The sequence below is a fragment of the Methylomicrobium album BG8 genome (genome assembly GCF_000214275.2).
GTDB lineage: Bacteria > Pseudomonadota > Gammaproteobacteria > Methylococcales > Methylomonadaceae > Methylomicrobium > Methylomicrobium agile.
This window is the reverse complement of sequence record NZ_CM001475.1, coordinates 234,083-258,837: the sequence shown is the minus strand read 5'-3', so window position 1 is coordinate 258,837 and position 24,755 is coordinate 234,083. Positions and strand designations below refer to the sequence as shown.

Here is a 24,755-nt window from a genome sequence, read left to right as displayed (position 1 = left end):
GCCGTACGGCGCGCTTCCGGTTGAACGCGCGGCGATCGGGCCGGAAACCCGCGGCATCGTCCCCCTTATACCGTCAATCGCCAGGGTTCGCCCAAGCGCGCATTCTGCAAAACACGGCCCGAATCCCCCGGAAACGGCGAAACATCCCGCGCAAACCAGCCGGCGACTTCGGCGGCGGGAACGGGGCGGCTAAAGTAAAACCCTTGCACTTCGTCGCAGCCTTCGTTTTTCAGAAAATCCAATTGAGCTTTCGTTTCCACCCCTTCGGCGATGACGGTAAGCTGTAAAGTATGCCCAAGCAGAATGATCGCCCTGGCGATCGCCGCATCTTCCGGATTGCTCGCCAGATCGCGCACGAAGGACTGGTCGATCTTGAGTTTATCGACGGCCAGCCGTTTCAGGTAGGACAGGCTGGAATAGCCCGTGCCGAAATCGTCGATCGACAGCTTGACTCCCCTCTCCTTCAATTCGGCGATGGTTTTTATGGCGGCTTCCTGGTCTTGCAGCAGGATGGATTCGGTCAGCTCCAGTTCGAGCAGACTGGGCGGCAAACCCGAGTCTTCAAGCGCATGCGTGACGGTTTCCAGAAGATTGCCGCGCTTGAACTGCAAGACGGAAAGATTGACCGCCACGACCAAAGGATGCCCTTCGTCGAACCATGCCTTGGCCTGGCGGCACGCTTCGTTCAGCACCCATTCGCCGATAGGGATGATCAAGCCGCTGCGCTCGGCAAGCGGAATGAACCGGGCGGGCGAAATCATGCCCCGCTCGGGATGTTCCCAGCGCAACAGCGCTTCAACGCCTGCGATGCATCCCCTGGATAAATCGATCTGCGGCTGATAGTGCAGCCGCAGCTCCCGGTTTTTCAGCCCGCCGCTTAACTGGCCTTGCAGCCACATCTGCTCCATCCCGTCGCTGTTCATTTGTTTGGTATAAAAACAGTAGGTGTTCCGGCCGCTGTCCTTCGCGTAAAACATCGCCGTATCCGCTTTTTTGAACAAGGCGTCAAAGTCGGCGCCGTCGTTCGGAAACACGCTGATGCCGATGCTGAAAGTGGCGTTGATGAGGTTGTTCTCGACCGCGAAGGGCTCGGCAAAAGCCTCGATGACGCTCCGGGCAACCGCATCGATGCAATCCGGCCGGCGCACATTCGCCATCAACACGACGAACTGATCGCCGCCGTTGCGGCCCAGCATGCCGGTGTCCCGGACGCAGCGGTTCAGCCTTTCCGCGACGAGAACCAATAGCCTGTCGCCCTGGCTGTGGCCCAACGTATCGTTGACTTGCTTGAAATTGTCCAGTCCGAGATAGAGCAGGGCTACCTGGGCGGCATTGCGGCCGGCGGGCACGATCTCCTGATCGAAGCGGGCATGCAGCAGCCGGCGATTGGGCAATTGCGTCAGAGGATCGTGGTAGGCCATGAAGGACAGTTGTTCCTCCGCCCGCTGATGTTCGGCCCTAGTGCGCAACGTCTCGATTCCATAGGCAAGGTCGCCGGCCAGCTCTTCCAGCAGTTGCACCTCCTCGGCGCTAAAGGCGAAGGATTCCTGCGAATAGAGGGTGAGCGCGCCCAAAACGCCTTTGTTGCCGATCAAGGGCAGTGCAATGCTCGACCGGTAGCCGCACTGCAACGCCGCTTCGCGCCAGGGAGCCATGCGCGGATTGTCCAGGTAGTTCTGGTTGATGTCGGTCAGGCCGGTTCTGATCGCGGTACCGGTCGGGCCGCGTCCGCGTTCGGTATCGGCCCAGGTGACGTTTATGTTGTTCAGATAGCCCATTTCGAAACCGGCTTGCGCTACCGGGCGAACGGTCTTGGCTTCGTCGTGTTCCGCAAATCCCACCCACACCAATAGATAGCCGCCCTGCATGACGATCAACCGGCATATCTCGGACAGCAGCTGATGCTCTTCTTCGGCGCGCACCAACGCCATGTTGCAGTCGCTCAACAGTTTGAGCGACCGGTTGAGCCGGCGGGTATGGGATTCGCTCTCCCTCAATTCGCGGGTCATATCCCGGGCCATCGCGAACGCGCGTTCGCGTCCCGTCACCAGCAGCCAGACGGTCAGGCAGGCAAGTAGACTGCCGAGTCCTCCGGCAATGCGGATGAATTGCGCATTTTGGCTTTTCAGTCTGGATTCGAAGTCGGGCAGCGAACGCACTTCGATTGTCCAGAGACGGCCGCCGACATCGAAGGTTCTGATCGAGCGGAAAACCGGCTCGCGGTCGTCGGCAGCAACCCCGGTTTCCGCGCCGGAGTTATACATCAAAGCAGCTTGCAAAGGCTGGTCCCCGTCATAGATATAAAAGATCAGCGAATTGCCGATCTCGCCGAAGTGTTGACCCAATATGCCGTGCATCAGGTCGAACATCCGGAAGGGCGCGTAGACCCAGCCGATCAGGTTTTTCCGCCGATCCGCCAGCGTATCGTCCGGCAGGCCGTTGCGATAGACGGGAAGATACATCAGAAAACCGGGCTGCATATCGTTTTCGGTCTCCTGCACCAGCGTCACCTTGCCGGAAACGATGGCCCGGTTCTCGTCGCGCGCACGCTCCATGGCGGCACGGCGCACCGCTTCCGAATACATGTCGTAGCCGAAGGCGCGCTGGTTGCGCCAGTCGAAGGGTTCCAGGTAAATAATGGAGGTATAGAGGTCGCGCACCCCGTCCGGACGGATCGTATAGTGGGGGAAGCCTTGATTGCGGATGCGCCTGATATGGGCCTTTTTGTCGGGCGCCTCGATCAACTGCGAAAACCCCACGCCCTGGATGCCGGGATACTGCTGTTGCAACATGAGCCTGCCGACGTATTCGCGGAATTCGTCGCGTTCCACGGAGACCGACGAGACGAACAGCGCTTTCGCGCCCAACAGCACCTGTTCGTAGCCCCGCAGCCGGTTTTCGATATTGACCACGATTTCGTTGCAACGAAAGTCGAAATGCTCGCGCACATTCTCCCGGTTATTGCGGGATACGGCATTCTCCAGCGTATAAGTCAGCAGCAGTACGCTGCACAGAACCAGCCACGGCAACAGCGACGGGATGGAAAATCTGCTTCGGGAAGTGGCATGTCGAGTTTCTGTTTTCACGCGGAAAGGGTAGCACAGGAATAGGACTTTGCGGAGTTGCCCCGCCTATTTTCGGTATTGCAAAGTCTTGCTCTCTCGGACCGCCCGCCACGGCTATCGGAAGTGGTCGGACCGATACGGCGAAACTGGCCGATGCCTTTATCTTCCGCTACACGGGGAGGCATCACTGCGCACTTGGCTTATTAACGGCAATGCCCCGGATCCTGTCCGAAACCCAAACGCTCCACAGGGGGCGGATTTCTGCGGCAAGCCGGATTCCCCCCCCCTTCCGGCTTACAGGCCGGAACGATGGTCAGTGACCAATATCTTGGGTTCCAACATTTCCATCATCGCATATTTCGGCCCTTCCCGTCCCAGCCCCGAATCCTTGACGCCGCCGTAAGGCATATGATCGGCACGGAAGCTCGGCGCTTCGTTCACCAGGACGCCACCGACATCCAGATTCTGAAAAGCATAGCGGATTTGCCGGCTGTCGAAGGTAAATAGGCCCGCCTGCAAACCGAAGTTCGAGGCATTCACCGCGTTAACCGCGACCTTGAAATCGGTAAAGGGTTCGATCACCACGAGCGGCGCGAACGCTTCCTGCGCGTAGACTTTCATGCCGCGATGGACGCCGGTCAATACGGTCGGCGCGTATAGGCAGCCCTGGCGCGTTCCTCCCGCCAATAACGTCGCTCCGCCCGCGACAGCTTCCTTTACCCAGGATTCGATGCGCATCGCATGTCGTTCGGAGATCATCACCGACAGATCGGTATCGGGTTTCTCCGGATCGCCGATCACCCATTTCACCATCGTATCCAGAAAATGGCTGACGAACGGCTCGAAAACCGGCCTTTCGACATAAATCCGCTGGGTATGGATGCATGACTGTCCGGCATAGGTAAAGCCGCCCTCGACCGCTTTCGCGGCGGCGGCCGCCACATCGGCGTCTTGCGAAACGATCAGCGCCGCGTTGCCGCCGAGTTCCAGCAGCACTTTCTTCTTGCCCGCCTGCTGTTTCATTTTCCAGCCGTTCTCCGCCGAACCGGTGAAGCTGAGCAAAGCGAAACGCGGATCGGTGACCAGCCGATTGCCGCCCGCGCGGTCCATCGGCAACACCGATAAGGCGCCTTTCGGCAGACCGGCACGGTCGATGATCTTGGCCAGCGTCAGCGCCGTGATCGGTGTTTTCGACGCCGGCTTCACGACAATCGGGCAGCCGGCCGCGATCGCCGGGGCGATTTTATGCGCGACCAGATTCAACGGAAAATTGAACGGGGTGATCGCCGCTACCGCGCCGACCGGAAAATAGTTGACGATGGCGTCTTTATGCAGGCCGGAACGGTGCCAGTCGATGCTGAGCACTTCGCCCGGCAGGCGCTTGGCTTCTTCGGCGGCGGTCTGAAAAGTCTGCGCCGCGCGTTCGATTTCGGTGTTCGCGGTCTTCAGCGGTTTGCCCGCTTCGCGCGCCATGATCACGGCCAGCTCGTCGCGGTGGGCAAGAATGCCTTGCGCAGTTTCGGCCAAAATTCGGAAGCGCTCGTAAACCGGTAAGTCGCGCATCGATCGGCGCGCTGCGCAGGCAGCGGTAACGGCCGCTTCATATTCGTCTGCGCCGGCGGTAAAAGTCCGGAAAACGCACTGCTGCGTATAAGGACTGAACACAGCGAGCGTATCGACGGCGGTTTTGAACTCTCCGGCCACGTAAATCGGATGAGGAGATTGCTGAATATCTGCCATACGCGTCTAGTCTCACGGAAATTCTCTTGCAGATCGGGAGCGAGCAAATCGCCCGTCCGGCTGAATCTTACCCTCCGGTTAGCGTCCAGGTTTAAGCCAAGGGATATAATCCTTCAGACAGAAAAACGGGGGAATTTATCCGGAAAACGGCGCCGGCAAGACCACATTCGCCCGGCCGGCGCTATAAAAGCGCCGAATGGATTTTCGTGAAGAGATAAATCGAGATTTCCGATGGGGCAACCCGAGCCGCATTCGCCGGACCGTAAAAATGTCCGAAGCCGGTAGCGCCGGCAACGAATGCCGATCGATAAAGCGCATGGCGGGCCGAAAAACCCGTCATGTCTTGGCATCGGCAATCAGTTATCGGCGCCGGATTCGGAATGCGCATTTTCCACCGTAACAGGAGCGGATTTAGCCTCGGCGCGGCGCGGGCGTTCCGGTTTCGGCGCGGCCTCCAGCTGCGGATCGGCGCCGGGAACAAAATCGTTCTTGGATGCGGAAGCCTCTTGATGGCCGGCGGTTTCGGCTCCGGCTTCTCCGGCGGCGCCATTCGCCTCCTGCCTTTTTTGCCCGGAATGTCTCGAACGGCGGCGCGGGCCGCGGCGCTTGCCGTTGAACGGTTTTTTCTGCTCGCCGTTGCCGTTGGTTTCAACGATCTGCATCTCGGCGTCAGGCACCACCGCCGCCGTTTCCGAAGCCTGCGCGTCAGGCTCCAAGGTCGGCTCGGACGCTTCGGGCTTTTGTTGTCCGGCCGGCTTCTGCGGCTCGCGCGGAGGACGCGGCGGGCGCGCCTCCTGTTGTCTTTCGGTCTGTTCCTTGCCTGGCCGCTTTTTGTTCCTGTCGTGCCGCGACGGTTTGTTTTTCTCCGCCGTCGGCGCCGGCTTTTCCTTGGCGGGCGTCTCGTCCGGCTGGGGTTTCGGCAAGCCGACCAGTTTGTGCCAGAAGCGTTTGATCAGGCTGGCCGCCTCGCTACGGTTCTGCATCGGGGCCGGCGATTCGGGCAGAAACTCCCGGATCGCGGCCTTTTCGACGCGCTGTCTCGCCTGTTGCGCAAATTCCGGCAGCGCAACCTCCTCGGCCTTGATCTGTTGATAGCTGACTTTTTCCTCCGTCGCATCCTTCTCCTTGATCCGCTCGATATCGTAGGCGGGCGTTTCCAGATGCTTGCTGGGCAGGATGATAATGTCGACCTTCAGCCGGTTTTCGATCTGCTCGATGTTGTTGCGTTTCTCGTTCAGTAAAAAGGTCGCGCAGTCGATCGGCAGATGCGCAATCACCTTTTCGGTGCCTTTTTTCATCGCTTCTTCTTCGATGATCCGCAGCACCGACAGCGCGACCGATTCGACGTTCCGGATCGTGCCCTGGCCCTTGCAGCGCGGACAGGGCAGTTGGGTCGACTCGCCGAGCGACGGGCGCATCCGCTGCCTGGACATTTCGAGCAGGCCGAAGCGCGAAATGCGGCCGATCTGGATCCTGGCCCGGTCGATCTTGAGCGCCTCGCGCAGCCGGTTTTCGACCGCGCGCTGGTTCTTGCTCGACATCATGTCGATGAAGTCGATCACGAACAGGCCGCCGGAGTCGCGCAGCCGCAATTGACGGGCGATTTCGTCGCAGGCTTCGAGGTTGGTGTTCAGCGCGGTTTCCTCGATGTCGCTGCCTTTGGTGGCGCGGGCCGAGTTGATGTCGATCGAGGTCAACGCCTCGGTATGGTCGATCACCAGCGCGCCGCCCGAGGGCAGCGGCACTTCGCGGCCGTAGGCCAGTTCGATCTGCGATTCGATCTGGTAACGGCTGAACAGCGGCACCGAATCCTGGTAGAGCTTGGCCTTGGGCAGGAAATGCGGCATCACCTGCTTCATGAAGCTTTTGACCAGGTTGAACGATTCCTCGTTGTCGATCAGGATTTCGTCGATGTTGCCGCGCAAATGGTCGCGCAGCGCGCGGATGATCACGTTGCTTTCCTGGAACACCAGAAAAGGCGCGGTCTGCTCGGTCGAAGAGCGTTCGATCGCCTCCCAGAGCTGCATCAGGTAGTTCAGGTCCCATTGCAGTTCCTCGGCGTTCTTGCCGCAGCCGGCCGTGCGTACGATCAGGCCCATGCTGTCCGGAATTTCGAGCGCGGCCATCACTTCGCGCAGTTCGCTGCGGGTATCGCCTTCGATGCGGCGGGAAATGCCGCCGGCCTTGGGATTGTTCGGCATCAGCACCAGATAGGTGCCGGCCAGGCTGATGTAGGTGGTCAGCGCGGCGCCTTTGTTGCCGCGTTCTTCTTTCTCGATCTGGACCAGGATTTCCTGGCCTTCCTTCAACTGGTTCTTGATCGATTTGCGGCCGCCGCCTTCGCTCTCGCCTTCTTCGGCGCTTTGACGGTAGGCGGGGGAGATTTCCTTGAACGGCAGGAAGCCGTGTTTTTCGGCGCCGTAGTTGACGAAGGCGGCTTCCAGGCTCGGCTCGACCCGGGTAATGATGCCTTTGTATATGTTCGACTTTTTCTGTTCTTTCGAAGGAACCTCTATATCAAAATCATAAAGCTTTTGACCATCTACCAAAGCGACCCGCAATTCTTCCGCCTGCGTGGCATTGATAAGCATTCTTTTCATTTTGTATCCTTGTTTGTATCCTGCTCCTTGGTCAGACTTTACTCTTGCAGACTGATCGTTGTCCCTTGACTGGTCCGGCTCGGCAAAACGCATCGAATCCTGGGCGTTTGCGGCCTCCAACGTGTTTGGCTTGGCTTGGCAGGGCTTGTTCACGGAGTCGAGGGGCTTTGCTCCCTGCCCGGAGATTCGGCGCCCAAAAGGCCGGCCGGATTAAAATCGTCTCAAGCTAAACACTTGCCATGCTGTCTTTCTATCGTCTTGACGGTAAATTCTGTCTTCAACAGGTGTTATAAATCGTTCTTTTTAATCGTTTTTGCTATTCGCGGGGGCATGTGCCCGGAATTCTTCGCCATCAATGACTTACGCCCTGGGCTGATCTTTTTGACGACGGTTCGGGGCGGTTTTCCGGATGGAAAAGCCGCCGGGAAAAGGGAAGTTCTTATACTATAGCCAGTCTAATATAACAACCTTATGGCTTGACATCAATTTAAACAATTAATCCGGCCGTAATGCTGGTATCATTTACCGCATGAATAAAGATTCCGAACCCTTACTACCTACCGTACAACTAGTCGAAATCACCGAAGACAACAACGATCAGCGCCTCGACAATTTTCTGCTGACCCGCCTCAAAGGCGTCCCGAAAAGCCGGATTTACCGGATCGTTCGCAAAGGCGAGGTACGCGTCAATAAAGGCCGCGTCGACGTCAATTATCGGCTGATGACCGGCGATATCGTCAGAATCCCACCCGTTAGGGTCGCCGAAAAAGCCGAACAGGCCGCCTTCGTGCCGCAGGCCTTGCGCGATGTGCTGCAACGCGGTCTTCTGTATGAAGACGAAGGCTTCATGGTGATCGACAAGCCGGCCGGCTATCCGGTGCACGGCGGCAGCGGCGTCGACGCCGGAATCATCGAAGGCTTGCGCCGGCTTCGCCCGGAGGCGACCTTCCTGGAACTGGTGCACCGGCTCGACCGGGACACCTCCGGCTGCCTGATCGTCGCGAAAAAGCGCAGCGCCTTGCGCAGGCTGCACGAGCTGTTCCGCGACGATCATATACACAAAACCTATCTGGCGCTTTTGGCCGGCCAATGGGCGCGCAAGAAAATGGTCGTGAACGCGCCGCTGCTGAAAAACGTCAGCAAGGGCGGCGAGCGGATGGTGGTCGTCAGCCAGGCGGGCAAGGCGGCCGAAACGGTGTTCCGGCGTCTGAAGTTGTTCAAAAACGCGACCCTGATCGAAGCCACTCCGAAAACCGGACGCACGCACCAGATCCGGGTGCATGCCGCCTGGCTCGGTCATCCGATCGTCGGCGACGAGCGTTACGGCTTGGCGGAGGTCAACAAAGCCTTTCACCGCAAAGGCTACAAGCGGATGTTCCTGCATGCGCGGGAACTGGCTTTCGAGCACCCGCTCACCGGCAAGCCGATCCGCTTCGAAGCGCCCTTGCCGCCGCAGCTGCAGGAACTGCTGGACCATGAAGAACCGGTTTGATTTGTTGATCTTCGACTGGGACGGCACGCTGATGGACTCGATCGGCTGGATCGTGCATTGCCTGCAGACCGCCGCCGGCCGGCTCGGCTGCCCGATCCCGGCGCCCGAAGCCGCCAAGGATGTGATCGGCCTGAGCATCGTCCGCGCGATGGATGCGCTGTTCCCCGAGGCCGGCCCCGAACTTCGGGAACAATTGGTGCGGGCCTACAGTCAAGAGTATGCGTCCAGAACCCTGGGGCCCGGCGATTTGTTCGCAGGCGTCCGGGACATGCTGGAAATGTTGAACGGCGCGGGCTACCGCCTGGCGGTCGCGACCGGCAAGACGCGCGCCGGGCTGCAAAAAGCGCTGCAGGCGACCCAAACCGAAGCGCTCTTTTATACCACCCGTGCCGCGGACGAAACCGCCTCCAAACCCGATCCCCTGATGCTGCTGGAGATCATGAACCATGCCGAGGCGGTGCCGGAGCGCACATTGATGATCGGCGATTCGATTCACGACTTGCAAATGGCGCAAAATGCCCGGATATCCGCAATCGGCGTTTGCTGCGGCGCGCATCCCGAAGAAATCCTGCAACAATACCGGCCGCTGCGATGCTTACGGCAACCGGCGGAGCTGCTGAATATCATTTGAGGTAACCATGACGGAAAATCAACAAGACAAAGCGGGCGCGAATCCCTCCGGCGAAGCGGGGTGGGAACGATCCGTGCTCGAAAAAGTCGCGCTGGCCGCGATCGAGGAGCAGGCCAGGGCGCGGCGCTGGGGCATCGTCTTCAAGTCCGCGACGCTCCTGTATCTGACCGTGCTGCTGGGCGTGGTCGCGCTGCCGGCGCTAAAAAAGGACATCGGCGGCGATAAGGAGCATACCGCGGTGGTCGAGGTGATCGGCATGATCGCGGAAGACAAGGCGGCGAACGCCGATTCGATCATCAAAAGCCTGCGCAAGGCGGTCAAGGACGAGCATACCAAAGGCGTGATTCTGCACGCGAATTCGCCCGGCGGCAGTCCGGTGCAGTCGCATTATGTCTATGAAGAAATCCGCAAGCTGAAGAAAGAATATCCGAAAACTCCGATCTATGCGGTGGTCGGCGATATCTGCGCCTCGGGCTGCTATTACATTGCCTCCGCCAGCGACAAGATTTTCGTGAGCCAGGCCAGCCTGGTCGGCTCGATCGGGGTAATCATGGACGGCTTCGGCTTCGTCGAAACGATGCAGAAATTCGGCATCGAACGGCGGGTGCTGACCGCGGGCGCGCATAAGGCGATGCTCGATCCGTTCTCGCCGCGCAAGGAAGACGAAACCCGGTTCATGCAAGACCTGCTCGAACAGGTGCACCAGCAATTTATCAAGGCCGTCAAAGACGGCCGCGGCGACCGTCTGAAAGACTCGCCGGACCTGTTTTCCGGACTGGTCTGGACCGGCGAGGAAAGCCTCAAGCTCGGCATCGCGGATGCCTACGGCAGCGACGATTCGGTCGCGAAGGAAGTCATCGGCGCGAAAAAGCTGGTCGATTTTACTGAGCAGGGAAGCGTGCTGGACCGGCTGGCCGGCAAGCTGGGCACTTCGTTCGGGCGCGAGATCGGCAGCCTGCTGCAAAACTGGGACCTGAAGTAACTGCGGTTCATGGCTTATTCAGCCAATTGGGTTAATATTGATTTTTAAACTAACCGTTTTTCAGTTGCAGGCATGCCGCGGCTCCCGCCTTCGAGAGCGCATGCCGGTGTCCGGATCATTATGAGACAGTTATCCGTGTTGCTTTTATTATGCGCTGCGTTGGCCGGCCATGCCGCAGCCGATGACTTCATCGTCAGAATCAGCCTCGATCAGGCGACCCGCCAGGTGCTCGGCAGCGGCAACCACCGTGTCCTGGGCGCGCAGACGATCAGGATCGACGGCAGGGAAGTGCATGTGATCAAGGTGCTGACGCCCGACGGACGCGTCCGCTATTTCCGGATCGACGCCGAAACCGGCGCCCCCGTGGGCTGATCGGCGCAGCAAACGGAGTTCTCATGCGTATTCTGGTAGTCGAAGACGAACAAACATTATCCGAGCAGATTCAGCGGTTTCTGGCCGACAAAGGTTTTGCGGTCGATAAGGCGCATAACGGCCGGGACGGCTTGTTCATGGTCAGGGAATACCCGGTCGATGCCGCGATCATCGACCTCGGCCTGCCCGATTTTTCCGGAATAGAATTGATCCGGCGTCTGCGCAAGGACAAAGTGACCGTGCCGATCCTAATTCTGACCGCGCGCAGCCGCTGGCAGGAAAAGGTCGAAGGACTCGAAGCCGGGGCGGACGATTACTTAGTCAAGCCGTTCCACTACGAAGAGCTCTTGGCGCGAATCAACGCCCTGCTGCGCCGTTCGGTCGGCCGGGCGCATCCGGTGCTGACCCACGGCAATATCGAGCTCGACACGGTCGCGCAGGAGGTCAGCGTCGACGGCGTCAAGCTCGAACTGACCGCCTACGAATACAAGGTGCTCGAATATCTGATGTTCCGGAAGGGCGAGCTGATTTCGAAAACGGTATTGACCCAGCACATCTACGACGAAGATTTCGACCGTGACAGCAATGTGATCGAAGTCTTTATCGGCCGCCTCAGAAAAAAACTCGATCCCGACGGTACCCGCAAGCCGATCGAAACGCTGCGCGGGCGCGGCTACCGGATTCCGCTGGAGCCTTCCTGAAGGGCCTGTGTCGGCGGCTGACAAAATTTGAAGTACGCCGGCCTGGGCTTGCGCCTCCCTTCTCCCGTTTGCTTGACGGTCAATCCCGCCTCCCATGAAAAGCCCGTCCTCTAACCCGGACTGCCGGTTTGAAAGTACCGCCGAGTTCCGTTTTTACGAAGAGCTGAACGATTTTTTGCGCCCGCAACAGCGCAAGCAAACGCTGATTTACCGCTTCAACGGCCATCCCGGCATCAAGGATCCGATCGAAGTGCTCGGGGTGCCGCATACCGAGGTCGATCTGATCGTCGTGAACGGCGCATCGGTCGGCTTCGGTTACCGTCTCAAAAATGCCGACCGGGTCGCCGTCTATCCGGTATTCGAAAGCTTCGACATTTCCCCCCTCGTCCGCCTGCGCGCGGCGCCGCTGCGCACTACCGCCTTCATCGTCGACGTGAATCTGGGCAAGCTGACCCGATTGCTGCGGCTGTTCGGTTTCGATACGCTGTTTGCCGACGCGCTGGACGACGGGGAAATCGTGGCCGCTTCGGTCGAGCGGCAGCGCATCATTCTGACCCGCGACCGGCGCATGCTATACGCGAAAGCGGTCACGCACGGCTATTGGGTGCGGGCGGTCAAGCCTTTGGATCAGCTCGCCGAGGTGGTAAAACGCTTCGACCTGGCTAATCAACTGAAGCCGTTCAGCCGTTGCACGGCCTGCAACGGCCTGATCGAGCCGGTCGAAAAACGGGCGGTGATGGATTTGCTGGAGCCGAAAACCCGGCGGTATTACGAACGCTTTTACCGGTGCCCGGCTTGCAGGAAAGTGTATTGGGAGGGATCGCATATCGATCATATTCGGCAGCGCTTTGCCGAATATCTTTGGTAAGATCAGGCAACTTCGTTTTCATCGTCAATCGATGCTTCCAATTGCCCAGGTTTGTAAAGCCCGGCAGGTCTTCGCAATCATCAATGCAATTCCCGGTGCCGGACGATCACGTTCAGGAACGGGCTGCGGAAACGCTTGGCCAGCGAGTCGATCAGGTAGACCGAGCGGTGCTGGCCGCCGGTGCAGCCGACCGCGATGGTCAGATAACTGCGGCCTTCGGCTTCGAAGCGGGCAACCCAGCGTTCGAGAAGACCGGCGATGTCCTGGTAAAACTCGTTGACCAGCGGCTGGCTTTTCAGAAATTCGATCACCGCATCGTCCTTGCCGGTCAAACCGCGGAGCTCGGGCAGCCAGTAAGGATTGGGCAGGCTGCGCGCGTCGAACACGAAATCGGCGTCCAGCGGAATGCCGTGCTTGAAACCGAAGGACTGGAACTGCAGCGAGATTTGCCGGGTATCGCGCTCGCCGATCTGATTGCGGATCAGTTCGCGCAATTCGTGGTAATGCGTCCGGCTGGTATCGATTACGAAGCTGGCGTAGCGCGCGATCGGGGTCAGCATTTCCTTTTCGATCCGGAGCGCTTCCTTGAGCGGGGTATTGAAATCGGTCAGCGGGTGCTTGCGGCGCGTTTCGCTGTAGCGCTTCAGCAGCACCGACTCTTCCGCCTGCATGAAGATCACTTCGCAATCGATTTTTTTCTTGCGAATCGCGTTCATGCTCTCGGAAAAATTCAGCAGGCTGTCCGACGGGTTCCGCGAATCGATTCCGATCGCGGTTTTGGCGTAAGTGACCTTATCGGTCAGCATCACGCGGGTGATGAAATCGTCCAGCAGCGAGACCGGCAGGTTGTCGATGCAATAATAACCGCAGTCCTCCAATGTATCGAGGGCAATGCTTTTGCCCGAGCCTGAAAGTCCGCTGACGATCAATAGTTTCATGGGAAAAAGGTCCAGGGTTCAGGGTTCACGGGGAGAGGCCGGATGCGGCTGCGCTATGCCCCTTGCACCCTGTACCCTGTGCCCGCTTTATCAATGCCCCAAATGCTTTTCTTTGTGTTTGATGATTTGACGGTCCAGTTTGTCGACCATATTGTCGATCGCAACATACATGTCGTCCTGCTGGTCTTCGGCGAACAACTTCGCGCCGCTGATTTGCAGAGTCGCCTCGGCTTTGTGAATCAACTTTTCGACGGCCAGGATGACATGGACGTCGGCCACGTTGTCAAAATGGCGAGCCAGCTTTTCAAATTTCGAATCCACGTGCGCTTTCAGCGAGTCGGTGATTTCGAGATGATGGCCGGTGACGATAACGTGCATATTAAACTCCTCTTTTGTTGAATGATTGTTATGCGAAGGCCTACAAAATGCGTTTTCTTTCGCTTGATGAGGCGATCAGCATGGCTTCGCGATATTTCGCAATGGTTCTGCGGGCGACTTGAATGCCCTTTTCTTGCAGCAGTTCGGCTATTTTACTATCACTGAGCGGTTTTGCCGGATTTTCGTTACCGATAAGTTCCTTGATGAAGGCGCGTATCGCGGTGGACGAGCATTCGCCGCCGCCTTCGGTCGAGACGTGGCTGGAGAAAAAATATTTGAATTCGTAGATGCCGCGCGGCGTGTGCATGTATTTTTGGGTGGTGACCCGGGAGATGGTCGACTCGTGCAGTTCGAGTTCTTCGGCGATTTCTTTCAAGACCATCGGTTTCATCGCGATCGAGCCGTGTTCGAGAAAGCCGGTCTGTTTTTCGACGATGCTGCGCGCGACCCGGAGCAGCGTATCGTTGCGGCTGTTCAGGCTCTTGATGAACCAGCGCGCCTCCTGCAGATGATCCTTCATGCAGACGTTGTCCTTGCTGTCGTCGGCGCGTTTGATCATCGACGAATAGTACGGGTTGATGCGCAGTTTCGGCGCGATGTCGGGATTCAGGCTGACCTGCCAGCGGCCGTTCCGTTTGGCGACGTAGACGTCGGGAATCACATAGCTCGATTCGGCCTCCTGGATTTTGGCACCGGGCTTCGGGTCGAGGGTCCGGATCAGCGCGACCGCGGCGGCAAGCTGCTGCTCGCCGAGATTCAATTTCCGCATCAGTTTGTTGCGTTCCTGCGTAGCCAACAAATCCAGATATTGGGTCACGATGCGCAAGGCTTCCGCGTGGTAAGGCGTATCCAGCGGTAACTGCTCCAGCTGCAGACGCAGGCTCTCGGCCAGATCGGCAGCCGCCACGCCGGGCGGGTCGAAATGCTGGAGCCGGTGCAGAACCGCCTTGACTTCGTCGACGTCGAGCTCGCCGATCTGGCTGGAAAGGCCGTCGAAAATCTCCTCGATGCCAGCCGTTAAATAGCCTTCTTCATTGATCGAATCGATGATCGCGAGCGCAATCGCATGGTCGCGTTCGGTAAATTTGGTCAGATCGACCTGCCAGAGCAGGTAGTCGTGCAGCGTCGACGATTTGCTGCGCTGGGATTCGAAATCATGCTCGTCCGAACCGTCGTTGCCGCTCCATTCGGGCGTGGCGTCGAAAATGTCTTCCCAGGAAGAATCGACCGGCAATTCGTCCGGAATGTCGGTCAGCGAACCTTCGCTGGTGACCGTGTCGGAGTTGTCGACCTTTTTTTCCGGTACCGGCTCGAGCATCGGCGCATTATTCTCGTCTTCGCCGAGTTCCAGCATCATGTTCGATTCGAGCGCCTGTTCGATTTCCTGCTGCAAATCGAGCGTCGACATCTGCAAGAGACGGATCGCCTGCTGCAATTGCGGCGTCATCGTCATTTGCTGGCCGAGTTTGAGATGGAGCGACTGTTTCATGGCGGTGAGTAAGGTAAGCGTTCGGATTTAAAGACTAAACTTATCGCCCAGATACACTTTGCGCACCTCTTCGTTGGCGACGATCGCATCGGCCCCGCCTTCGGCGATGACCCTGCCGTCGTTAAGTATATATGCTCTGTCGCAAATACCCAGCGTTTCCCGGACATTGTGTTCGGTGATCAAGATGCCGATGCCGCGGTCTTTCAGATGGACGATGATGTTTTTGATGTCTTCGACCGAAATCGGATCGACGCCGGCGAACGGTTCGTCCAGCAGGATGAAGCGGGGATGGGTCGCCAGCGCCCTGGCGATTTCCAGACGCCGCCGTTCGCCGCCCGAAAGACTCATGGCCATTTGCTTCCGAAGGTGCGGAATGTGCAGTTCCTCCAGCAGGTTTTCGATGGCCAGATTGACCTCGCCGCGGCTCAGGTCGCCGCGCAGTTCCAATACGGCCCGAATATTGTCCGCGACGCTGAGTTTGCGGAAGATCGACGCCTCCTGCGGCAGATAGCCGATGCCCAGACGGGCGCGCAGGTGCATCGGGTGATGGGTAATGTCCAGGTCGTCGAGGGATATCCGGCCGCCGTCGGCCTTGACCAGGCCCACCATCATGTAAAAGCTGGTCGTCTTGCCGGCGCCGTTCGGCCCCAGAAGGCCGACGATCTCGCCGGTATTCACTTCGAGCGAGACGCCTTTCACGACATGGCGCTGATTGTAGTTCTTGATCAGTTGGCTGGCGGTGAGTCGGGTCATCGCGGTTTATTTCTTGGCTTTCGCTTTCGGTTGCAGGGTTACGCGCACGCGCTTGGAATCGGTCGATGTGTCGCCGGCCTTGACCAGCGAAGTAGTGATGTCGTACTCGATATAATCGCTCTTGTAGGTGCCGTTGCCTTGTTTGACCGTGGCGTTGTTCTTCAGAATCAGCAGGTTCTTCTTCGGGTAATACTCGCCGATCAGCGCATCGCCGAGAATGTCTTCCTTGCCGGGGCTCGGTGTTTGCTTGAAATGGGCCGGATTACCGGTAAACACCAGTTTTTCCGCATCGCCGTCGACGAAATGCACGACCAGTTTGTCCGAATTGACCTTGATGCTGCCCTGAATCGAAATCACGTCGCCGGTGTAAATGCTGACCGCGGCCTTGTCGTCATAGGTCGCGGTATTCGAATCGATCGTGATCGGCTGCTCCGCATCGGTCGCCAATGCATAGGCATCGGTCTCGTATAGACCGGACAGCAGCAGACAAAGGCTTAAAAAGCCGCAAAATTTACTTGGTTTCATATTTACCCTGTACTTTCGACAGCAGCTGCAGATGCACCGGCTGCTCGAAGACCAGTTTCATACCGACGCCGACGGTACGGTTGGGCGGACTGATCAATTCGGCCCATTCGTCGGTTTCGGCGTAATGCGTTTCGGGTTTGACCCTGGCATTCGAGGTATTGATCAGCAGCGGCCTCACGCCTTTGCCCGCGGCCCGCTCGACCTTCACCTTGCCGTTCAATTGCAGATCCTTGCCGTCGGCGGACAAAATACCCGCTTCCGCATGGATCACCCAGGAAGGCGCCGTTTCATTATGGAAAATCATCAGCGGTTTGTCCAAATGGGTGGTGCCGTCGTCGCTGTAATGGGTCATCCTGTCGGCCGTCAATTGGTTCTTCAGCAGACCGTTTTCGCCCATCTCCCATTTGCGGTAGCCGACGCTGAAATAATCCGGGCTGTGCGGCGGCACCACCAGCACGCCGCCTTCCTCGGTGACGGTCAGCCTGACCAGCCCCCAGCTCAACAGGGCGAGCACGCCCAGCAAGGCATGCAGGCGTAAATGGCGCAGCCTCATTGCAGGTAACTGTTCAAAATCGCTGCGTAATTGCCCTGCGCCTGCATGATCAGATCGCAGACCTCCCGGACCGCGCCGCGGCCGCCGGGCAGTGCCGTACTCCAGTGCGCATGTGCCTTCACGTCCGGATGCGCGTCGTTCACCGCGACCGCGAGGCCGGCCCGGACCATTAGCGGCAAATCCAGCAGGTCGTCGCCGACATAAGCCGTCTGTTCGGGCGTGCGCCCGGTCCTGCCGAGCAGTTCTTCGAAGGCGTGGCGTTTGTTCTCGTGGCCCTGGTAGACGTATTCGATGCCGAGCATCTTCATCCTGATCGCGACCGACTTGGACTTGCGCCCGGAAATGATCGCGATATCCACGCCGGTGCTTTTGAGCAGTTTGATGCCGTGGCCGTCGCGGGCATGGAAAAACTTGTACTCGTTGCCGAAAAAATCGAACAATAGCCGGCCGTCGGTCAAAACGCCGTCGACGTCGAGCACCAACAGTTTGATTTTTGCGGCTCTTTCAATCACTGCTTGCATGAGTATTCCTAGACGATGCCGGCCCGGATCAGGTCGTGCATGTTCAACGCGCCGACCGCGCGGCGTTCGGCGTCGGTCACGATTAGCGCATTGATGCGTTTTTGTTCCATGATTTGCATCGCTTCGGCCGCCATCGTACCGCTGCCGATCGTGGTGCAGTTGGCGGTCATCACTTCGGCGATCCGGGTCTTATGGATATCGAAGTTCCTGGCGAGCATGCGGCGCAAGTCGCCGTCGGTGAAAATGCCCGCCACCTTGCTGTCCGCATCGACGATCGCGGTCATGCCCAGTTTCTTTTCGGTCATTTCGAGCAGCGCTTCGCTGATCAAGGCATTTTCGCGCACCGCCGGCATCTCGGCACCGGTATGCATGATGTCGCTGACCCGGAGCAGCAGGCGCTTGCCGAGGCTGCCGCCCGGATGCGACAGCGCGAAATCGTCGCGCGTAAAACCGCGCGCTTCCAGCAGCGAAACCGCGAGCGCATCGCCCATCGCCAGCGCGGCGGTGGTGCTCGACGTCGGCGCCAGGCCGAGCGGACAGGCCTCCTGGGCGACGCCGACATGGATATGCGCGGTCGCCAGCAAGCCCAGGGTCGAGGCCGGATTGCCGGTCATCGCGATCAACGGCACGCCGAGCCGCTTGATGATCGGCAGGATCGTCAACACTTCCTCGGTTTCGCCGGAATTGGACAACGCCAGCACCACGTCCTGCTGGGTGATCATCCCGAGATCGCCGTGACTGGCTTCGCCTGGATGCACGAAGAACGCCGGCGTGCCGGTGCTGGCCAGCGTCGCGGCGATTTTGCCGGCGATATGGCCCGACTTGCCCATCCCGGTCACCACGACCCGGCCGGCGCAGGCAAACATCAGCCGGCAGGCCGTGGTGAAATGCTCGTCGATGCGTTCGGACAGCGCCGCAACGGCCTGCGCTTCCACCTGGATCACCGCCAGCGCCAGGGCGCGCAGCTCCTGATCGTGCAGCATCATCTGCCGGGACGGCGGCCGGGCCGCAGAATTAAAATCATCGACGAGCATCGGTTAAACATAAGGCATACATTATGCCATGAGTCGGCCGGTAATGGTCTATAGGCGGACAGTGAAAATTAGGAAGGCGCGTCCGCAGGGGGTTGATTACCAAACCGCACGGGATGCGAAAGAAACCCGGCATCCCGGACGGCGGCGGCGCGGCGCCGCCCGTTCATGATAATGTATTGACTTTATAAGGATTACTCAGTGAGAATAGAAAGTTCATATTGCCATTCCCAACCTGAAGCCGCGCATGGAAAACCGCGTAAAACAACAAGACAATCTGGTCAGCGTGCGCAATCTTTCGTTTTCCCGCGGCGAGAAAAAAATCTTCGAGGACGTTTCGCTGTCGATCGAACGCGGCAAAATCACTGCAATCATGGGGCCCAGCGGCACCGGCAAGACGACTCTGCTGAAACTGATCGGCGGCCAGTTGGCGCCCGCCTCCGGCTCGGTTCACGTCGACGGCCTAAATGTGCACCGGCTTAAGCGGGCGGAATTGTACAATCTCAGAAAGCGCATGGGCATGCTGTTCCAAAGCGGCGCGCTCTTGACCGACATGAGCGTTTACGACAATGTCGCGTTCCCTTTGCGCGAGCATACGCATCTGCCCGAGTCGATGATCCGCACCCTGGTGCTGATGAAGCTGCACGCGGTCGGCCTGCGCGGCGCACGCAACCTGATGCCGAGCGAACTGTCCGGCGGGATGGCCCGGCGGATCGCCTTGGCACGGGCGATTGCGCTCGATCCGATGATGATCATGTACGACGAACCGTTTACCGGCCAGGACCCGATCTCGATGGGCGCGCTGGTGCATCTGATCAAATCGCTGAACACGACGCTCGGCCTGACCAGCATCATCGTTTCGCACGACGTGCAGGAAACGCTGGTGATCGCCGATTATGCCTACCTGATCTCGGACGGCAAGGTGGCCGGCCACGGCACCCCGGAAGAAATCCGGCAATCCCCGTCCGAGTGGGTGCAGCAGTTCATCACCGGAGCGGCGGACGGTCCGGTGCATTTCCACTATCCCGCCAAAGACTATTTCGACGACCTGATCTCGACAGGACGGCGGTACTGATTTCCGGACGATGATTAAGTTTCTGAATTTTTTGGGCAGGACAACCACGACCGGCTTCACCAAGCTGGGGCGAGGCTCCTATTTTCTGCGGGATACCCTGGCCGGCATCGGGAGCATGGCGCTGCGCCCGCGCCTGGTGGTCAACCAGATCTATTTCGTCGGCGTCTTGTCGTTCCTGATCATCGTGATTTCGGGACTCTTCGTCGGGATGGTGTTGGGCCTGCAAGGCTATTACATTCTGTCCGATTTCGGCGCCGAAGAAACGCTGGGCCTGATGGTGGCCGCCTCGCTGGTCAGGGAACTCGGTCCGGTGGTGACCGCTCTGTTGTTTGCGGGCCGCGCCGGGTCCGCGCTGACCGCCGAAATCGGCCTGATGAAGGCGACCGAGCAGCTTTCCGGGATGGAGATGATGGCGATCGATCCGATCAAGCGGATCATCACCCCTCGCTTTCTGGCCGGCTTCATCGCGATGCCGCTGCTCGCGGCCCTGTTCAGCGCGGTCGGCATCGTCGGCGGACAACTGGTCGGCACGGGGCTGCTCGGCGTCGACGACGGCGCCTACTGGTCGCAGATGCAGGCCAGCATCGATTTCGAGGACGACATCGTGAACGGCGTCATCAAAAGCCTCGTGTTCGGTTTCGTAACGACCTGGATCGCCCTGTTCGAAGGCTACGACACGGTGCCGACCTCCGAAGGCGTCAGCCGCGCCACCACCCGCACCGTCGTGAATTCCGCTTTCAGTATTTTGGGTCTCGATTTCATCCTGACCGCACTCATGTTTGGAGACGATTAACATGCAGCACAGCAACACCCAGGATACCCTGGTTGGGCTTTTTGTCGCCGCCGGCATTGCCGGCCTGTTTTTCCTGGCCCTGCAGGTCAGCAATTTGAGCTCTTTCGTCGAGCAAGACACCTACTCGGTCACCGCCAGCTTCGAAAACTCGGGCGGACTGAAAGTCAAGTCTCCCGTATCGGCCGCGGGCGTCAAGATCGGCCAGGTCAGATCGATCAGCTTCGATCCCAAGACCTACCAGTCGGTCGTCGAAATGGCGATTTACTCGAAATACAAGACTTTGCCGACCGACACGACCGCCAGCGTCTTTACCGCGGGTCTGCTCGGCGAGCAATACGTGAACCTGGAGCCGGGCGGTTCGGACGAGTATCTGCAGAACGGCGGCAAGATCGAGATTACCCAGTCGGCGATCATTCTCGAAAAGGCGATCGGCCAGTTCCTGTTCAAATCGGCCGAAGAAAAGGCCAAGAAATGAGCGGCCTGAACATCATCGACAAGGGAGCCGGCCATTATCTCGTCGAGGGCGATCTGACCTTCGCGACGATCGACAAGCAGACGGTCAAATCGCTGAGTTTCTTGACCGCCTACAAGGAGATCACGCTCGATCTCGGCCAGGTCCGGAATACCGACAGTGCCGGCCTGGCGTTGATGATAGAATGGATCAAATATTGTCGGGCCAAGCGCACTTTGCTCCGTTTCAGCAATGTGCCGAAACAGTTGCTGAGCATGGCCCGGCTGAGCGGTTTCGACCAGGACGCGCATTTCGCGGTCCATCTCGGATAAAACCGGCGCCAATGACTTTCTTACCGAATCTATTGTTTACAAATTTCCTATGGACAAACTGATCATCACCGGCGGCAAACCCCTCGCCGGCGAATTGCGCGTTTCCGGCGCCAAAAATGCCGCGCTGCCGATTCTGGCCGCCACCCTGCTTGCGGAATCTCCGGTTACCGTCGGCAACATCCCGCACCTGCACGACATCACGACCACGATGGAGTTGCTCGGCCGGATGGGCGTACGCCTGCTCGTCGACGAAAAAATGAACATCGAAGTCGACTGCCGCTTCATTCACAGCTATGAAGCGCCTTACGAACTGGTCCGGACCATGCGCGCCTCGATCCTGGTGTTGGGCCCGCTGCTCGCGCGCTTCGGCGAAGCGCATGTGTCGCTACCCGGCGGCTGCGCGATCGGCACCCGCCCGGTCGACATCCACCTGAACGGCCTGATGAAGATGGGCGCCGAAATCAAGGTCGAAAGCGGCTACATCCGCGCACGCGCCGAAAGACTGAAAGGCTGCCGCCTGGTGCTCGAACAGGTCACGGTGACCGGCACCGAAAACCTGATGATGGCGGCCTGTCTTGCGGAAGGCACCACGATCATGGAAAACGTCGCGAAAGAGCCGGAAGTGACCGACCTTGCACATTTCCTGAATGCGCTCGGCGCGAAAATTTCCGGCATCGGCACCGACGTGCTGACGATCGAAGGCGTCGAAAAACTCGCCGCCGAGAATGTCCATTACAACATCATGCCGGACCGGATCGAAACCGGCACCTATCTGGTTGCGGCCGCGATCACGCGCGGTTCGGTCAAGTTGAAGAACACCCGCCCCGACATCCTGGATGCGGTGCTCGAAAAGCTGGCCGAGGCCGGCGCCGAAATCTCGACCGGGCCGGACTGGATCAAGCTCGACATGAACGGCCGGCGGCCGAAGGCCGTGTCGGTGCGCACCGCGCCGTACCCGGCGTTTCCGACCGACATGCAGGCGCAGTTCATCGCGCTGAACTCGGTCGCGGAAGGAGTCGGGATCATCACCGAAACGGTGTTCGAAAACCGCTTCATGCATGTGCAGGAATTGCAGCGGATGGGTTCCGACATCAAGCTCGAATCGAATACCGCGATCTGCACGGGCGTCGACAAGATTACCGCCGCGCCGGTGATGGCGACCGACCTCAGAGCCTCGGCCAGCCTGGTGATCGCCGCATTGGCCGCCGAAGGCAGCACGGTCGTCGACCGGATTTACCATATCGACCGCGGCTACGACCATATCGAAGAAAAATTGCAGCAACTCGGCGCCACGATCCGCCGCGTCCCCAATTAAGGTAGCCCGATGCTGACCATAGCCGTATCCAAAGGCCGGATTTTCGAAGAGGCGCTGCCGCTCCTCGAAGCCGCCGGCATCACCCCGGTCGACGATCCGAAGACCTGCCGCAAACTGATTCTTCGAACCACCCGCGAGGACGTGCAGCTGGTGATCATCCGCGCCACCGACGTGCCGACCTTCGTCGAATACGGCGCGGCCGACCTCGGCATCGCCGGCAAGGACGTGCTGCTCGAACACGGTGCGGAGAGCCTGTACGAGCCGCTCGACCTGAACATCGCGCGCTGCCGGCTGATGACCGCCGCGCACAAGAACGCGCCGCCCTTGTCCGGCCGGCGGCTCCGCGTCGCGACCAAATACGTGAAGATCGCGCAGCGCTATTTCGCGAACCAGGGCATCCAGGCCGAGATCATCAAACTGTACGGCTCGATGGAACTGGCGCCGCTGGTGGGTCTGGCCGACTGCATCGTCGATCTGGTCGAAACCGGCAATACGCTGAAAGCGAACGATCTGGAGCCGCGCGACCTGATCATGCACATCAGCTCGCGGCTGGTCGTGAACAAGGCCGCGATGAAGATGAAAAACCGCGCGATCGCGGAACTGCTGAATCAATTCGAAGCGACTCTCGCCACTCAAGGTTAACGCCATGCCCAAGATCACCCTGACCCGCCTCGACGCCGCCTCGCCCGACTTTGCCGCCAGACTGGACCGGCTGCTGGCCTGGAACGAAAGCGACGACCTCTCGGTTCATCAGCGAGTGCTCGAAATCATCGCCGAGGTGCGCGCACGCGGCGACCGGGCGCTGATCGACTATACCACCCGTTTCGACCGGCGCGCATTGAGCGATGCATCCGAACTGGAGCTGGACAAGGCGCAGCTGCAAGCCGCTTTCGACACGGTGTCCGAAGCGCAGGCGAAGGCGCTGCAAACCGCAGCAAGCCGGATCCGTGCCTATGCCGAGCATCAAAAAATGGCATCCTGGCGCTATACCGAAGCGGACGGCACCGTACTCGGCCAGAAGATCACCCCGCTCGACCGGGTCGGCCTGTACGTGCCGGGCGGCAAGGCCGCTTACCCGTCGTCGGTGCTGATGAACGCGATTCCGGCCAAGGTCGCCGGCGTTCCCGAACTGATCATGGTCGTGCCGGCCCCGCAGGGCGAATTGAACCGGCTGGTGCTGGCCGCCGCCCATATCGCCGGCGTCGACCGCGTGTTCACGATCGGCGGCGCCCAGGCGGTTGCCGCCCTGGCTTACGGCACCGAAACCGTACCGCCGGTCGCGAAAATCGTCGGTCCCGGCAACATCTATGTCGCGACCGCGAAGAAACTGGTTTTCGGCCAGGTCGGGATCGACATGATCGCGGGCCCTTCCGAAATCCTGGTCATCTGCGACGGCAAGACCGATCCCGACTGGATCGCGATGGACCTGTTCTCGCAGGCCGAACACGACGAAAACGCGCAGGCGATTCTGATCAGCGACGACGGCGCGTTTCTGGATGCGGTCGAGCAGAGCATCGACAAACTGCTGCCGGAAATGGAGCGCGCCGAAATTATTGCCGCTTCGCTGAACGGACGCGGTGCGTTAATTAAAGTCGAGAGTCTGCTGCAAGCCGCCGGCGTCGCGAACCGGATCGCGCCGGAGCATCTGGAATTGTCGGTCGACGATCCGGAAGCATTGAGCGAACACATTCGCCACGCCGGTGCGATCTTCCTCGGCCGGCACACCGCCGAAGCCTTGGGCGACTACTGCGCCGGCCCGAATCACGTGCTGCCCACCTCGGGCACCGCGCGCTTTTCCTCGTCGCTCGGGGTTTACGATTTCCAAAAACGCACCAGCCTGATCAACTGCTCGCCGCAAGGCTCCAGCGAACTCGGCAAGACCGCGTCGATTCTGGCGCGCGGCGAAAGCCTGACCGCGCATGCGCGTTCTGCGGAATACCGGATCAAAGCCGGCTAAAAGGCTGAGCCAATGCTTAGCCAGCTCAGTAGCCTGAGCTTGCAAAACCGACTGTTTTACTTTATTTTAGCGAAACCCGTATAGGCTGGGGGTGCTTGCCGCGCGGCGGCAGGCTGAGAATCACCCTTTGAACCTGATTCCGGTTAATACCGGCGTAGGAAAGCCCTAACTTCCTTGCGCCTTGTCTGTTTTT

Annotated in this window: 24 protein-coding genes and 1 riboswitch; of the genes, 13 read left to right on the top strand and 11 right to left on the bottom strand. The window is 59.3% G+C overall.

What is annotated here, in order from left to right; genetic code table 11:
* Positions 1–65 precede the first annotated feature (65 nt).
* The 3 genes from METAL_RS19695 to METAL_RS01245 all read right to left on the bottom strand — a co-directional run bounded on the left by METAL_RS19695 (position 66) and on the right by METAL_RS01245 (position 7,405).
* Positions 66–3,029 carry a bifunctional diguanylate cyclase/phosphodiesterase gene (locus METAL_RS19695; RefSeq protein WP_005368842.1) on the bottom strand — a complete coding sequence of 988 codons (2,964 nt, stop codon included), beginning with the start codon at positions 3,027–3,029 and terminating at the stop codon, positions 66–68.
* A 330-nt stretch (positions 3,030–3,359) separates the two neighbouring features.
* Positions 3,360–4,805 carry an aldehyde dehydrogenase family protein gene (locus tag METAL_RS01250; RefSeq protein WP_005368840.1) on the bottom strand — a complete coding sequence of 482 codons (1,446 nt, stop codon included), beginning with the start codon at positions 4,803–4,805 and terminating at the stop codon, positions 3,360–3,362.
* Between the two features lie 356 nt (positions 4,806–5,161).
* The gene (locus tag METAL_RS01245) at positions 5,162–7,405 is read right to left on the bottom strand and encodes an Rne/Rng family ribonuclease (protein WP_005368838.1); all 2,244 of its coding nucleotides are present in this window, start codon (positions 7,403–7,405) and stop codon (positions 5,162–5,164) included.
* 529 nt (positions 7,406–7,934) lie between these two features.
* On the opposite strand from METAL_RS01245, the gene rluC reads away from it, so the two are divergent.
* The 6 genes from rluC to METAL_RS01215 all read left to right on the top strand — a co-directional run bounded on the left by rluC (position 7,935) and on the right by METAL_RS01215 (position 12,451).
* The gene (rluC, locus tag METAL_RS01240; protein ID WP_005368836.1) at positions 7,935–8,897 is read left to right on the top strand and encodes a 23S rRNA pseudouridine(955/2504/2580) synthase RluC; all 963 of its coding nucleotides are present in this window, start codon (positions 7,935–7,937) and stop codon (positions 8,895–8,897) included.
* Positions 8,881–9,528: an HAD-IA family hydrolase gene (locus tag METAL_RS01235; protein ID WP_005368835.1), complete on the top strand. Its 648-nt coding sequence runs from the start codon at positions 8,881–8,883 to the stop codon at positions 9,526–9,528. The genes rluC and METAL_RS01235 overlap by 17 nt, the downstream gene beginning before the upstream one ends.
* Before the next feature lie 7 nt (positions 9,529–9,535).
* The gene (gene sppA / locus METAL_RS01230; protein WP_005368833.1) at positions 9,536–10,510 is read left to right on the top strand and encodes a signal peptide peptidase SppA; all 975 of its coding nucleotides are present in this window, start codon (positions 9,536–9,538) and stop codon (positions 10,508–10,510) included.
* A 120-nt stretch (positions 10,511–10,630) separates the two neighbouring features.
* Positions 10,631–10,882, top strand: coding sequence for a PepSY domain-containing protein (locus METAL_RS01225; protein ID WP_031430453.1), 252 nt, complete (start codon positions 10,631–10,633; stop codon positions 10,880–10,882).
* 23 nt (positions 10,883–10,905) lie between these two features.
* Positions 10,906–11,583 carry a response regulator transcription factor gene (locus METAL_RS01220; RefSeq protein ID WP_005368830.1) on the top strand — a complete coding sequence of 226 codons (678 nt, stop codon included), beginning with the start codon at positions 10,906–10,908 and terminating at the stop codon, positions 11,581–11,583.
* Positions 11,584–11,677: 94 nt separating this feature from the next.
* Positions 11,678–12,451: a Mut7-C RNAse domain-containing protein gene (locus tag METAL_RS01215; RefSeq protein WP_005368828.1), complete on the top strand. Its 774-nt coding sequence runs from the start codon at positions 11,678–11,680 to the stop codon at positions 12,449–12,451.
* An 80-nt stretch (positions 12,452–12,531) separates the two neighbouring features.
* Here METAL_RS01215 and rapZ read toward each other — a convergent pair whose 3' ends face one another.
* The 8 genes from rapZ to METAL_RS01175 all read right to left on the bottom strand — a co-directional run bounded on the left by rapZ (position 12,532) and on the right by METAL_RS01175 (position 18,594).
* Positions 12,532–13,389: an RNase adapter RapZ gene (gene rapZ, locus METAL_RS01210; RefSeq protein ID WP_005368826.1), complete on the bottom strand. Its 858-nt coding sequence runs from the start codon at positions 13,387–13,389 to the stop codon at positions 12,532–12,534.
* 90 nt (positions 13,390–13,479) lie between these two features.
* Positions 13,480–13,767, bottom strand: coding sequence for a ribosome hibernation-promoting factor, HPF/YfiA family (hpf, locus tag METAL_RS01205; protein WP_005368825.1), 288 nt, complete (start codon positions 13,765–13,767; stop codon positions 13,480–13,482).
* Between the two features lie 40 nt (positions 13,768–13,807).
* Entirely contained in the window at positions 13,808–15,256 is a 1,449-nt protein-coding gene (locus tag METAL_RS01200; RefSeq protein ID WP_005368822.1) for an RNA polymerase factor sigma-54, read from the bottom strand.
* A gap of 27 nt (positions 15,257–15,283) precedes the next feature.
* On the bottom strand, positions 15,284–16,009 hold the full coding sequence (lptB, locus tag METAL_RS01195) for an LPS export ABC transporter ATP-binding protein (RefSeq protein WP_005368820.1): 726 nt from the start codon (positions 16,007–16,009) through the stop codon (positions 15,284–15,286).
* Between the two features lie 6 nt (positions 16,010–16,015).
* Positions 16,016–16,534, bottom strand: coding sequence for a lipopolysaccharide transport periplasmic protein LptA (gene lptA, locus METAL_RS01190; protein ID WP_005368818.1), 519 nt, complete (start codon positions 16,532–16,534; stop codon positions 16,016–16,018).
* Positions 16,521–17,087 (bottom strand): LPS export ABC transporter periplasmic protein LptC, encoded by a 567-nt coding sequence (gene lptC, locus METAL_RS01185; RefSeq protein ID WP_005368816.1) that lies wholly within the window; start codon positions 17,085–17,087, stop codon positions 16,521–16,523. Before lptC ends, lptA begins: the two co-directional genes overlap by 14 nt.
* Positions 17,084–17,608: a 3-deoxy-manno-octulosonate-8-phosphatase KdsC gene (kdsC, locus tag METAL_RS01180; RefSeq protein WP_005368814.1), complete on the bottom strand. Its 525-nt coding sequence runs from the start codon at positions 17,606–17,608 to the stop codon at positions 17,084–17,086. The genes lptC and kdsC overlap by 4 nt, the downstream gene beginning before the upstream one ends.
* Positions 17,609–17,616: 8 nt before the next feature.
* Complete coding sequence (locus tag METAL_RS01175; RefSeq protein WP_031430445.1) at positions 17,617–18,594, bottom strand: KpsF/GutQ family sugar-phosphate isomerase; 978 nt, start codon at positions 18,592–18,594, stop codon at positions 17,617–17,619.
* Between the two features lie 292 nt (positions 18,595–18,886).
* Between METAL_RS01175 and METAL_RS01170 the strand changes: the two genes are divergently transcribed.
* From METAL_RS01170 to hisD, 7 genes are read left to right on the top strand one after another with little or no spacing between them, the layout of a single operon-like run.
* On the top strand, positions 18,887–19,714 hold the full coding sequence (locus tag METAL_RS01170; RefSeq protein WP_005368810.1) for an ATP-binding cassette domain-containing protein: 828 nt from the start codon (positions 18,887–18,889) through the stop codon (positions 19,712–19,714).
* Positions 19,715–19,724: 10 nt separating this feature from the next.
* Positions 19,725–20,507 (top strand): lipid asymmetry maintenance ABC transporter permease subunit MlaE, encoded by a 783-nt coding sequence (gene mlaE / locus METAL_RS01165; RefSeq protein ID WP_005368808.1) that lies wholly within the window; start codon positions 19,725–19,727, stop codon positions 20,505–20,507.
* Position 20,508: 1 nt separating this feature from the next.
* Positions 20,509–20,982, top strand: a complete 474-nt coding sequence (mlaD, locus tag METAL_RS01160; RefSeq protein WP_005368806.1) for an outer membrane lipid asymmetry maintenance protein MlaD — start codon at positions 20,509–20,511, stop codon at positions 20,980–20,982.
* Positions 20,979–21,290 (top strand): STAS domain-containing protein, encoded by a 312-nt coding sequence (locus METAL_RS01155; protein ID WP_005368805.1) that lies wholly within the window; start codon positions 20,979–20,981, stop codon positions 21,288–21,290. Before mlaD ends, METAL_RS01155 begins: the two co-directional genes overlap by 4 nt.
* A gap of 49 nt (positions 21,291–21,339) precedes the next feature.
* Positions 21,340–22,605, top strand: a complete 1,266-nt coding sequence (murA, locus tag METAL_RS01150; protein ID WP_005368803.1) for a UDP-N-acetylglucosamine 1-carboxyvinyltransferase — start codon at positions 21,340–21,342, stop codon at positions 22,603–22,605.
* A gap of 9 nt (positions 22,606–22,614) precedes the next feature.
* Positions 22,615–23,247: an ATP phosphoribosyltransferase gene (gene hisG / locus METAL_RS01145; protein WP_005368800.1), complete on the top strand. Its 633-nt coding sequence runs from the start codon at positions 22,615–22,617 to the stop codon at positions 23,245–23,247.
* Positions 23,248–23,251: 4 nt separating this feature from the next.
* A complete protein-coding gene (gene hisD, locus METAL_RS01140) occupies positions 23,252–24,562 on the top strand; it encodes a histidinol dehydrogenase (protein WP_005368798.1) in 1,311 nt (436 codons plus the stop codon).
* Positions 24,563–24,639: 77 nt separating this feature from the next.
* Positions 24,640–24,740: riboswitch (TPP riboswitch) on the top strand.
* Positions 24,741–24,755: the final 15 nt, after the last annotated feature.

Coding starts and splice junctions, on each gene's coding strand:
- METAL_RS01155 (WP_005368805.1), top strand. CDS start 20,979: ATGAGCGGCCTGAACATCATCGACAAGGGAGCCGGCCATTATCTCGTC.
- METAL_RS01215 (WP_005368828.1), top strand. CDS start 11,678: ATGAAAAGCCCGTCCTCTAACCCGGACTGCCGGTTTGAAAGTACCGCC.
- rapZ (WP_005368826.1), bottom strand. CDS start 13,389: ATGAAACTATTGATCGTCAGCGGACTTTCAGGCTCGGGCAAAAGCATT.
- lptA (WP_005368818.1), bottom strand. CDS start 16,534: ATGAAACCAAGTAAATTTTGCGGCTTTTTAAGCCTTTGTCTGCTGCTG.
- METAL_RS01220 (WP_005368830.1), top strand. CDS start 10,906: ATGCGTATTCTGGTAGTCGAAGACGAACAAACATTATCCGAGCAGATT.
- hisD (WP_005368798.1), top strand. CDS start 23,252: ATGCCCAAGATCACCCTGACCCGCCTCGACGCCGCCTCGCCCGACTTT.
- lptB (WP_005368820.1), bottom strand. CDS start 16,009: ATGACCCGACTCACCGCCAGCCAACTGATCAAGAACTACAATCAGCGC.
- kdsC (WP_005368814.1), bottom strand. CDS start 17,608: ATGCAAGCAGTGATTGAAAGAGCCGCAAAAATCAAACTGTTGGTGCTC.
- hisG (WP_005368800.1), top strand. CDS start 22,615: ATGCTGACCATAGCCGTATCCAAAGGCCGGATTTTCGAAGAGGCGCTG.
- lptC (WP_005368816.1), bottom strand. CDS start 17,087: ATGAGGCTGCGCCATTTACGCCTGCATGCCTTGCTGGGCGTGCTCGCC.
- METAL_RS01175 (WP_031430445.1), bottom strand. CDS start 18,594: ATGATGCTGCACGATCAGGAGCTGCGCGCCCTGGCGCTGGCGGTGATC.
- sppA (WP_005368833.1), top strand. CDS start 9,536: ATGACGGAAAATCAACAAGACAAAGCGGGCGCGAATCCCTCCGGCGAA.
- METAL_RS01225 (WP_031430453.1), top strand. CDS start 10,631: ATGAGACAGTTATCCGTGTTGCTTTTATTATGCGCTGCGTTGGCCGGC.
- mlaD (WP_005368806.1), top strand. CDS start 20,509: ATGCAGCACAGCAACACCCAGGATACCCTGGTTGGGCTTTTTGTCGCC.
- hpf (WP_005368825.1), bottom strand. CDS start 13,767: ATGCACGTTATCGTCACCGGCCATCATCTCGAAATCACCGACTCGCTG.
- METAL_RS01250 (WP_005368840.1), bottom strand. CDS start 4,805: ATGGCAGATATTCAGCAATCTCCTCATCCGATTTACGTGGCCGGAGAG.
- METAL_RS01245 (WP_005368838.1), bottom strand. CDS start 7,405: ATGAAAAGAATGCTTATCAATGCCACGCAGGCGGAAGAATTGCGGGTC.
- METAL_RS01200 (WP_005368822.1), bottom strand. CDS start 15,256: ATGAAACAGTCGCTCCATCTCAAACTCGGCCAGCAAATGACGATGACG.
- rluC (WP_005368836.1), top strand. CDS start 7,935: ATGAATAAAGATTCCGAACCCTTACTACCTACCGTACAACTAGTCGAA.
- murA (WP_005368803.1), top strand. CDS start 21,340: ATGGACAAACTGATCATCACCGGCGGCAAACCCCTCGCCGGCGAATTG.
- mlaE (WP_005368808.1), top strand. CDS start 19,725: ATGATTAAGTTTCTGAATTTTTTGGGCAGGACAACCACGACCGGCTTC.
- METAL_RS01235 (WP_005368835.1), top strand. CDS start 8,881: ATGAAGAACCGGTTTGATTTGTTGATCTTCGACTGGGACGGCACGCTG.
- METAL_RS01170 (WP_005368810.1), top strand. CDS start 18,887: ATGGAAAACCGCGTAAAACAACAAGACAATCTGGTCAGCGTGCGCAAT.